The following is a 7430-nucleotide window of genomic DNA, read 5'->3' as shown; positions in this document are numbered from 1 at the left end:
TGCGGGTATCGTATATCGGTAATACTCCAGCCTTCCAAGCTGGAAAGGTGAGTTCGATTCTCACTACCCGCTCCATATGCGTCTTTAGCTCAGCTGGATAGAGCAACGCCCTTCTAAGGCGTGGGCCAGGAGTTCGAATCTCTTAAGACGCACCAAACTTTGGTGGACGTAGTTCAGTTGGTAGAGCGCCAGATTGTGGTTCTGGTTGTCGTGGGTTCGAGTCCCATCGTCCACCCCATTGTTTAGGGATATCGCCAAGCGGTAAGGCACCACACTTTGACTGTGGCACTCGTAGGTTCAAATCCTGCTATCCCTGCCAACAATATGGTTCACTAGCTCAGTCGGTAGAGCACATGACTTTTAATCATGGTGTCCGGGGTTCGATTCCCCGGTGAGCCACCAAAAGCTATACGGTAGTATAGCTTTTTTTTATTCAGAAAAATAAGAAAATATAACTTAAATGCTATTTAGTATAAAAATTAAAATATCATTAATATAGAAATAAAAATTAAAAAACTTTAAAAAATAAGAATAAAAAAACTTTGTATAATGTATTATATACTATATAATATAGATGATAAGGAAATAGAGTATCCTTATTTAAAGTAAATATAGAATATATGGGGGTATAGTATGGGTTTTTATGACAAGCTTACAGGGAAAGGAACATCAGGGGGAGCAAATTTAAGTCTATTAGATGATTTTTTATTACCAAGTGAATCAGTTATAGCATCATACCAATTTATAAGAGATTCAATTATTTTAACTAATTTAGGAATTTATATGATTGATGTACAAGGAGTAACAGGAAAAAAGGTTGAAACTAAATTTTTTCCAAGAAAAAATGTGAAAAGCGTTAGCTTTGAAACAGCAGGAAGTTTCGATTTGGATGTTGATATAAAAATAGGTGTAGAGGGAAATACAATAGTAACAGCAAATGGTATTCCTTATTCAGCACCTATATCATTCAAAGTTCCAAAAGCACAATCAAAAGAAGCAAAACAGATAATTAACCAAATAAAACAATACTACTTATGTGTATAGATTTTATTGAGAAATAGCATAAATTTATTATTAATAATAGAATTAAATTTGAAGATAAAAAATGAGATCTTAGATATTATATCTAAGATCTCTATTTTAATTGGTTTGAATCTTTTTTTGTATGTTTAGAAAATATGTAATTATTCTATTTGTATTTGAAAGTCTTATTTATGTAAATAAATAGTTAATTATACCAATGAAAAGAAAAATAAATGGATAATAGTGCTAAAATAAAGATGTAATTAATAAAAAGAAATGAGGGATTTATAATGAAAAGATTTATGTGTACTGTATGTGGATATGTATTTGAAGGAGCGGAAGCACCAGAAGTATGTCCAGTATGTAAAGCAGGAAGAGATAAGTTTGTAGAACAAACAGGAGAAATGGTTTGGGCAGATGAACATAAAGTTGGAGTAGCACAAGGTGTTGATGAAAAAGTAATCGAAGGATTAAGAGCAAACTTTGCTGGAGAATGTACAGAAGTTGGAATGTATTTAGCTATGTCAAGACAAGCTGATAGAGAAGGACATCCAGAAGTAGCAGAAGCTTATAAAAGAATAGCTTTTGAAGAAGCAGAACATGCTGCTAAATTTGCAGAAATGTTAGGAGAAGTTTTAGTAGCTGATACTAAAGCAAACTTACAAGCAAGAGTTGATGCTGAATTTGGTGCATGTAAAGGTAAAAAAGATTTAGCTACATTAGCTAAACAATTAAACTTAGATGCAATTCATGATACAGTTCATGAAATGTGTAAAGATGAAGCTAGACATGGAAGAGCTTTCAAAGGTCTTTTAGACAGATATTTTGCATAGAATTTAACAAAGTTTAATAGAAGAGTATCTATGAAATGTAGGAATATTTCATAGGTACTTTTTTTTAGTTAAGAATGTGAAATTGGAGTTTTTAATTAAAGGTGAAAAACAAAATCTAATTAATAAAAATTATTTTTAAAAAGGTATTTACAATTAATAATAATTATTATAAAATAAGTATAGATTAAAACGAAAGATTAAGTTAAGGCTTTTAAGATTTAAATTTTTAGGTTTTGAAAGCTTTAGGAAATTAAATATAAATAAAAAAATATATGTGTTGTAATAAGAGGAGGAATTTTAAATGAAGAAATTTATTTGTACAGTATGTGGTTATATTTATGAGGGAGAAGTTGCACCAGAAAAATGTCCAGTTTGTGGTGTTGGAGCTGATAAATTTAAAGAACAAGCTGGAGAAATGGCTTGGGCTGATGAACATAGAATTGGAGTTGCACAAGGTGTTGACGAAAGAGTAATTGAAGGATTAAGAGCTAACTTTATGGGAGAGTGTACTGAAGTTGGAATGTATTTAGCTATGGCTAGACAAGCAGACAGAGAAGGACATCCAGAAGTAGCAGAAGCTTACACTAGAATAGCATTTGAAGAAGCTGAGCATGCTGCTAAATTCGCAGAAATGTTAGGTGAAGTTGTAGTGGCTGATACTAAAGCTAATTTACAAGCAAGAGTTGATGCTGAGTTTGGTGCATGCCAAGGAAAGAAAGATTTAGCAACACTTGCTAAACAATTAAACTTAGATGCAATTCATGATACAGTTCATGAAATGTGTAAAGATGAAGCTAGACACGGAAGAGCTTTCAAAGGTTTATTAGATAGATATTTTGCATAGAAGTTAAAATACTGGGTATTTTAAGGCGATAGAGATATGTTTAAAATACCCGTATAAAGTATTTATACTTTATAAATTTAGTCTTAACTAGAGGTTAAATCTAGAAAGTGATTAAATTGTCCATTTAAAAATTACTATAAACATTCATCCAAATATAGAAAGAACCTAACCCCTTTAGGTTCTTTTTTTTTATGTCTAAATTTATTTAGTAATTAGCTAGATATTTTTAACTAATAGAGTATTAAAGGTAAGAATTTAAATATTAATTAAATTCTATTTACATATAATCAATTTACAAAAAATGGGGTGTGAGATATAATTTGAGAAAAGAGGTGGATGTATGGATGGTATTTTTATTTATGTTATTTATGTAATTGTTATTCTAGGTGGAGTAATGATTGGAGGAAGTTTTGCAAAATATAAATTTAAGCAACGGTGTTTAGAAAATATAAGAAATCTTTATGGAAAAAGAAAACATATTGAAGAAGATTATCTTAATCATGGAGATAATACAAAAAGCTATTTTTTAAATTCAAAAGATGAAGGATTTTATTTAGATAATATAACATGGAATGATTTTAATATGGATGAAATATTTAAGCTTATGGGAAATACTAATACAAGCATTGGAAGTGAGTATTTATATAAATCCCTTAGAATCTTAGAATTTAATAAGAAGAGTTTGGAGAAAAGGAAATTTTTAATTCAGTTTTTTAAAGAGAATGAAAAGATAAGAGAAGATATTTCTTTAGAACTTAGATGTCTTGGAAGAAAAAATTCAGCAATGCTTTCTGATTATTTTATGAAAGAAAATAAAGCATATGAGATGAATTTTAAATTATTTAAAATATTAAGATATTTACCTATTCCGTTAATAGTATTATCTTTTTTTAATCCAATATTTATTTTATTAATCGTTTTAAATATAACTGCAAATGTTATTATTCATATGAGAGTTGAGAAAAAGTTAGAGTATAGGATGCAAGATTATGTGTATTTAATCAATATGATATTAAATGCTAAAAAGATTTACTCTAAGAATATAAAAGAGATAAATGAGTATTATAAGGACGTTGAAAAGGCAATAGATAAAACTATTTGTTTAAAGAGGAAGAATATAGGTAGTAAAGAAGTGAATATGGGAAATGATACAGATATTATTTCTGAGTATATCGCAATGTTAACATTGAAAAATGTAGTAAATTATGGTGATATTGAAGAAGTTATTTTAAGAGAGCGTGAAGGTATTAGACTTATTTATGATTTTATAGGTGAGTTAGATGCAATAATTGGAGTAGCTTCTTTTACAGAAACTTTAAGTGAATATTGTATACCAGAATTTATTGAAGAAAAGAAAATAAAATTTAAGGAGATTTATAATCCATTAATAAAGAATCCTGTAAAAAATAGTTTTGAAGGAAATAATGGAGTATTAATTACAGGATCTAATGCATCAGGAAAAAGTACTTTTTTAAGGAGTATAGGATTAAATGTAGTTTTAGCACAAAGCTTTAATTTTGCCTTTGCAAGAGAATTTAAGATTCCAGTTTTAAGGATTTTTAGTTCTATGGCTTTAAGTGATAGTATTATGTCAAATGATAGTTATTATATGGCTGAGATAAAATCTATAAAGAGAATATTAGAATTTAAGAGCGAAAATTTTATATGTTTTATTGATGAGGTTTTAAGAGGTACAAATACACTGGAAAGAATAGCAGCTTCATCAGAAATTTTGAATAAGCTTGGAAATATGAAAAATTGTATTTGTTTTGGAGCAACTCATGATATTGAATTAACTTATATATTAAAGAATAGTTTTGAAAATTATAGCTTTGAAGAAAAGATTGAAGATAATAAGATAAAATTTGATTATAAGTTGAAAGAAGGAGCATCAAAGACAAAGAATGCTATAAAAATATTAGAGTTTATGGGGTATGAAGAAGATATAGTAAGTAGGGCAAATAGCAATGTTGAATATTTTATAAAAAATAGTAGTTGGCAAGAGATATAAAAGGGGAATTTATGAGAGTTTTATTGGTTGAGGATGATATTTCTTTAAATAAGGGGATAAGCTTTGCTTTAAGGAAAGAGGGCTTTGAAGTAAGTGGAGTTAATTATATTAAAGATGCTGAGGAAGTATTGATTTCTAAAAGGGTTGATGTAATTGTTTTAGATGTTAATTTACCTGATAAGAGTGGATTTGAATTTTGTATGGATTTAAGACGTGTATCTGATATTCCTGTAATTTTTTTAACAGCACAAAATTCAGATTTAGATATTAGTAATGGCCTTGATATGGGAGCAGATGATTATATGACAAAGCCTTTTAGTATTAAGGTTTTAATTTCTAGAATAAATGCGATTTTAAGAAGAAGTAAAAAGGAAGAGGTATCTAGAAAGTTTATTTCAAATGAGATTACGATAGATGAGGCATTAATGAAGGTTATGAAAAATGATGAGGAAGTTTATTTAAGCAAAAAGGAATTTTTACTTCTTAGATATTTAATGATAAATGGAAAAAGAGTTTTAAGTAGAGATCAAATATTAGATGCTGTTTGGAGTGAAGAAGTAGAGTTTGTAGATAAAAATGTAGTTCCTGTAAATATAAAAAGGCTTAGAGAAAAGATAGAGAGTAATCCTAAAAATCCAGAATATATAAAAAATATTAGAGGACTGGGTTATCTTTGGTCTTTTGGATGTAATAAGTTATGAAAAAAGAAAAGAGGTTTGATAAGTATATATTAATTAGTTTTATTAGTATAGTAGGAGTAGTATTATTTGGATATATTTTTATTAATTATAAACTTAAAGAATATCAAACAGAGGAGCTTATAAAATATGCAAATTGTATTGGAGCTATGGAAGGTAGTAGCTTCAATATTGATGAAGTAATAAAAAATGTATTGAATGAAGAAATTTCTAAAGAAAATGTTTATAAAGGTTTAGAGTATTTAAACAAGTATGGTTATTTTGAAGGGATGAATATTCAAAATAAGTGGATAGGAAAAACTTTTATTAAAATTAAAAATGTGACTTTAGGAGTTTTGGTTTTAGTAAGTGTAATATTGTTTTCTGTTATATGTATTTTGTTTTATAGAGATTTAAGGAAATTAAAGATGATAAATAAAACCTTAGAGAAGGTTATTGAAGGAAAGAATATGGAGCCTCTTAGTGAAATTGAAGAAGGAGATATAGGTCTTTGTTATCATAATATAAATACAGTAATTTTAAGATTGAATATAGCAAAAGAAAAATTAAAAGAAGAAAGAGATAGAATAAGAGAATTACTAAGTGAATTATCACATCAATTAAAGACTCCAGTTGCAGGAATAAAAATGAATAATGAACTTATATTAGAAGGATATGTAGATGATTTTGAAAGAGATGAATTTTTAAGAGCAAATAGTGAGAATATAGATAGAATGGAATGGATAACTACAGGTCTTATAAAATTATCTACACTTGAATCTAAGTCTATAAATTTAAATAAAAAAGAAAACAGTATAAGTGAAACACTTTTAAATAGTATAAATGCAGTTTATGGAAAAGCCTTAGAAAAAAATATTACTATAAATATTTTAAAGTTTGATGAAGGTAACTTAAAGCATGATAGAAAGTGGTTTAGTGAAGCTATTATTAATATTTTAGATAATAGTATTAAGTATAGTTTAGAAGATAAAGAGATAGACATTTTCTTAGAAATAGAAGTAACAAAAATTAGAATAATAATAAAGGATAGAGGTTTTGGTATAAGGGTAGAAGATAGGGATAAAATATTTAAAAGATTTTATAGAAGTTATAGTGAAGAAGTTAGAAATGAAGAAGGTTCTGGAATTGGATTGTATTTAAGTAAAAAAATAATTGAAGATCATAATGGAAATATAAAGGTGGAAAGTAAGGTAGGAGAGGGAAGTACTTTTATTGTAACTTTATATAAGCATTTAATAGATTAAGGCTAAAATAACAAAACTGTTATTTTAGCTGTTATTTTTATGTTATTTTAAGTGGTTAGAATAAAAATATAGAAAGCTTAAAATAAAAAATGTAGGGGAGAATTTAAGAATGAAGGTATTAGAGGGAATTAATTTAGTAAAGAGTTATGGAGAGGGAGAAACAAAGGTAGTTGCAGTAAATAATATAAATGTAAGTATAGAAAGAGGAGAGTTTGTAACTATTGTAGGAACATCAGGTTCAGGGAAATCAACATTACTTCATTTATTAGGAGGACTTGATTATGCAACTAGTGGAAAAATCATTATAGATGGACGTGATATTCAAACTTTAAAAAAGGATGAGCTTAGCATTTTTAGAAGAAGAAATATAGGATTTATATTTCAAGGGTTTAATTTAGTTCCAGTATTAACTGTATATGAAAATGTAGTGTTACCTATAAATGCAGATGGAAAAAATCCAGATGAAAAGTTTGTGAAAGAAATAATGGAATCTCTTGGTATATGGATAAAGAAAGATAAATATCCAAATCAATTATCAGGAGGACAACAACAAAGAGTGGCTATTGCAAGGGCATTAGTTACAAGACCATCAATAGTTTTAGCAGACGAGCCAACAGGAAATTTAGATAGTAAAAATACAGAGGAGGTTATGAGCCTTTTAAAATCTTGTTCAAAAAAATATAACCAAACAATTGTACTAATAACTCATAATGATGAAATTGCACATCAAGGAGATAGAAGTTTAAGAATTGAAGATGGAAAGATATTTGAATAGGA

7 protein-coding genes and 5 tRNA genes are annotated in these 7430 nt (G+C 27.9%); all 12 read left to right on the top strand.

Annotated features, from left to right (window positions below):
• Window position 1: 1 nt before the first annotated feature.
• The 12 genes from ACRDDY_RS11620 to ACRDDY_RS11565 all read left to right on the top strand — a co-directional run bounded on the left by ACRDDY_RS11620 (window position 2) and on the right by ACRDDY_RS11565 (window position 7428).
• Window positions 2–75 (top strand) — tRNA-Gly (locus tag ACRDDY_RS11620).
• A gap of 3 nt (window positions 76–78) precedes the next feature.
• Window positions 79–155 (top strand) — tRNA-Arg (locus ACRDDY_RS11615).
• 7 nt (window positions 156–162) lie between these two features.
• Window positions 163–238: transfer RNA gene (locus tag ACRDDY_RS11610), tRNA-His, on the top strand.
• A 6-nt stretch (window positions 239–244) separates the two neighbouring features.
• Window positions 245–319: transfer RNA gene (locus tag ACRDDY_RS11605), tRNA-Gln, on the top strand.
• Window positions 320–326: 7 nt separating this feature from the next.
• A tRNA-Lys gene (locus ACRDDY_RS11600) sits at window positions 327–402 on the top strand.
• A gap of 231 nt (window positions 403–633) precedes the next feature.
• Window positions 634–1044 carry a PH domain-containing protein gene (locus ACRDDY_RS11595; RefSeq protein ID WP_438565106.1) on the top strand — a complete coding sequence of 137 codons (411 nt, stop codon included), beginning with the start codon at window positions 634–636 and terminating at the stop codon, window positions 1042–1044.
• 269 nt (window positions 1045–1313) lie between these two features.
• Window positions 1314–1856 carry an NADH peroxidase gene (locus ACRDDY_RS11590; protein ID WP_438565105.1) on the top strand — a complete coding sequence of 181 codons (543 nt, stop codon included), beginning with the start codon at window positions 1314–1316 and terminating at the stop codon, window positions 1854–1856.
• 301 nt (window positions 1857–2157) lie between these two features.
• A complete protein-coding gene (locus tag ACRDDY_RS11585; protein WP_438565104.1) occupies window positions 2158–2700 on the top strand; it encodes an NADH peroxidase in 543 nt (180 codons plus the stop codon).
• A gap of 340 nt (window positions 2701–3040) precedes the next feature.
• Window positions 3041–4711, top strand: a complete 1671-nt coding sequence (locus ACRDDY_RS11580; protein WP_438565103.1) for a MutS-related protein — start codon at window positions 3041–3043, stop codon at window positions 4709–4711.
• An 11-nt stretch (window positions 4712–4722) separates the two neighbouring features.
• Window positions 4723–5412: a response regulator transcription factor gene (locus tag ACRDDY_RS11575; RefSeq protein ID WP_438565102.1), complete on the top strand. Its 690-nt coding sequence runs from the start codon at window positions 4723–4725 to the stop codon at window positions 5410–5412.
• The gene (locus ACRDDY_RS11570; protein WP_438565101.1) at window positions 5409–6653 is read left to right on the top strand and encodes a sensor histidine kinase; all 1245 of its coding nucleotides are present in this window, start codon (window positions 5409–5411) and stop codon (window positions 6651–6653) included. Before ACRDDY_RS11575 ends, ACRDDY_RS11570 begins: the two co-directional genes overlap by 4 nt.
• A gap of 109 nt (window positions 6654–6762) precedes the next feature.
• Complete coding sequence (locus ACRDDY_RS11565) at window positions 6763–7428, top strand: ABC transporter ATP-binding protein (RefSeq protein ID WP_438565100.1); 666 nt, start codon at window positions 6763–6765, stop codon at window positions 7426–7428.
• Window positions 7429–7430: the final 2 nt, after the last annotated feature.

Source organism: Clostridium sp., from assembly GCF_051656525.1.
Lineage (GTDB): Bacteria > Bacillota > Clostridia > Clostridiales > Clostridiaceae > Clostridium.
This window is presented reverse-complemented; position numbering and strand designations above follow the sequence as displayed.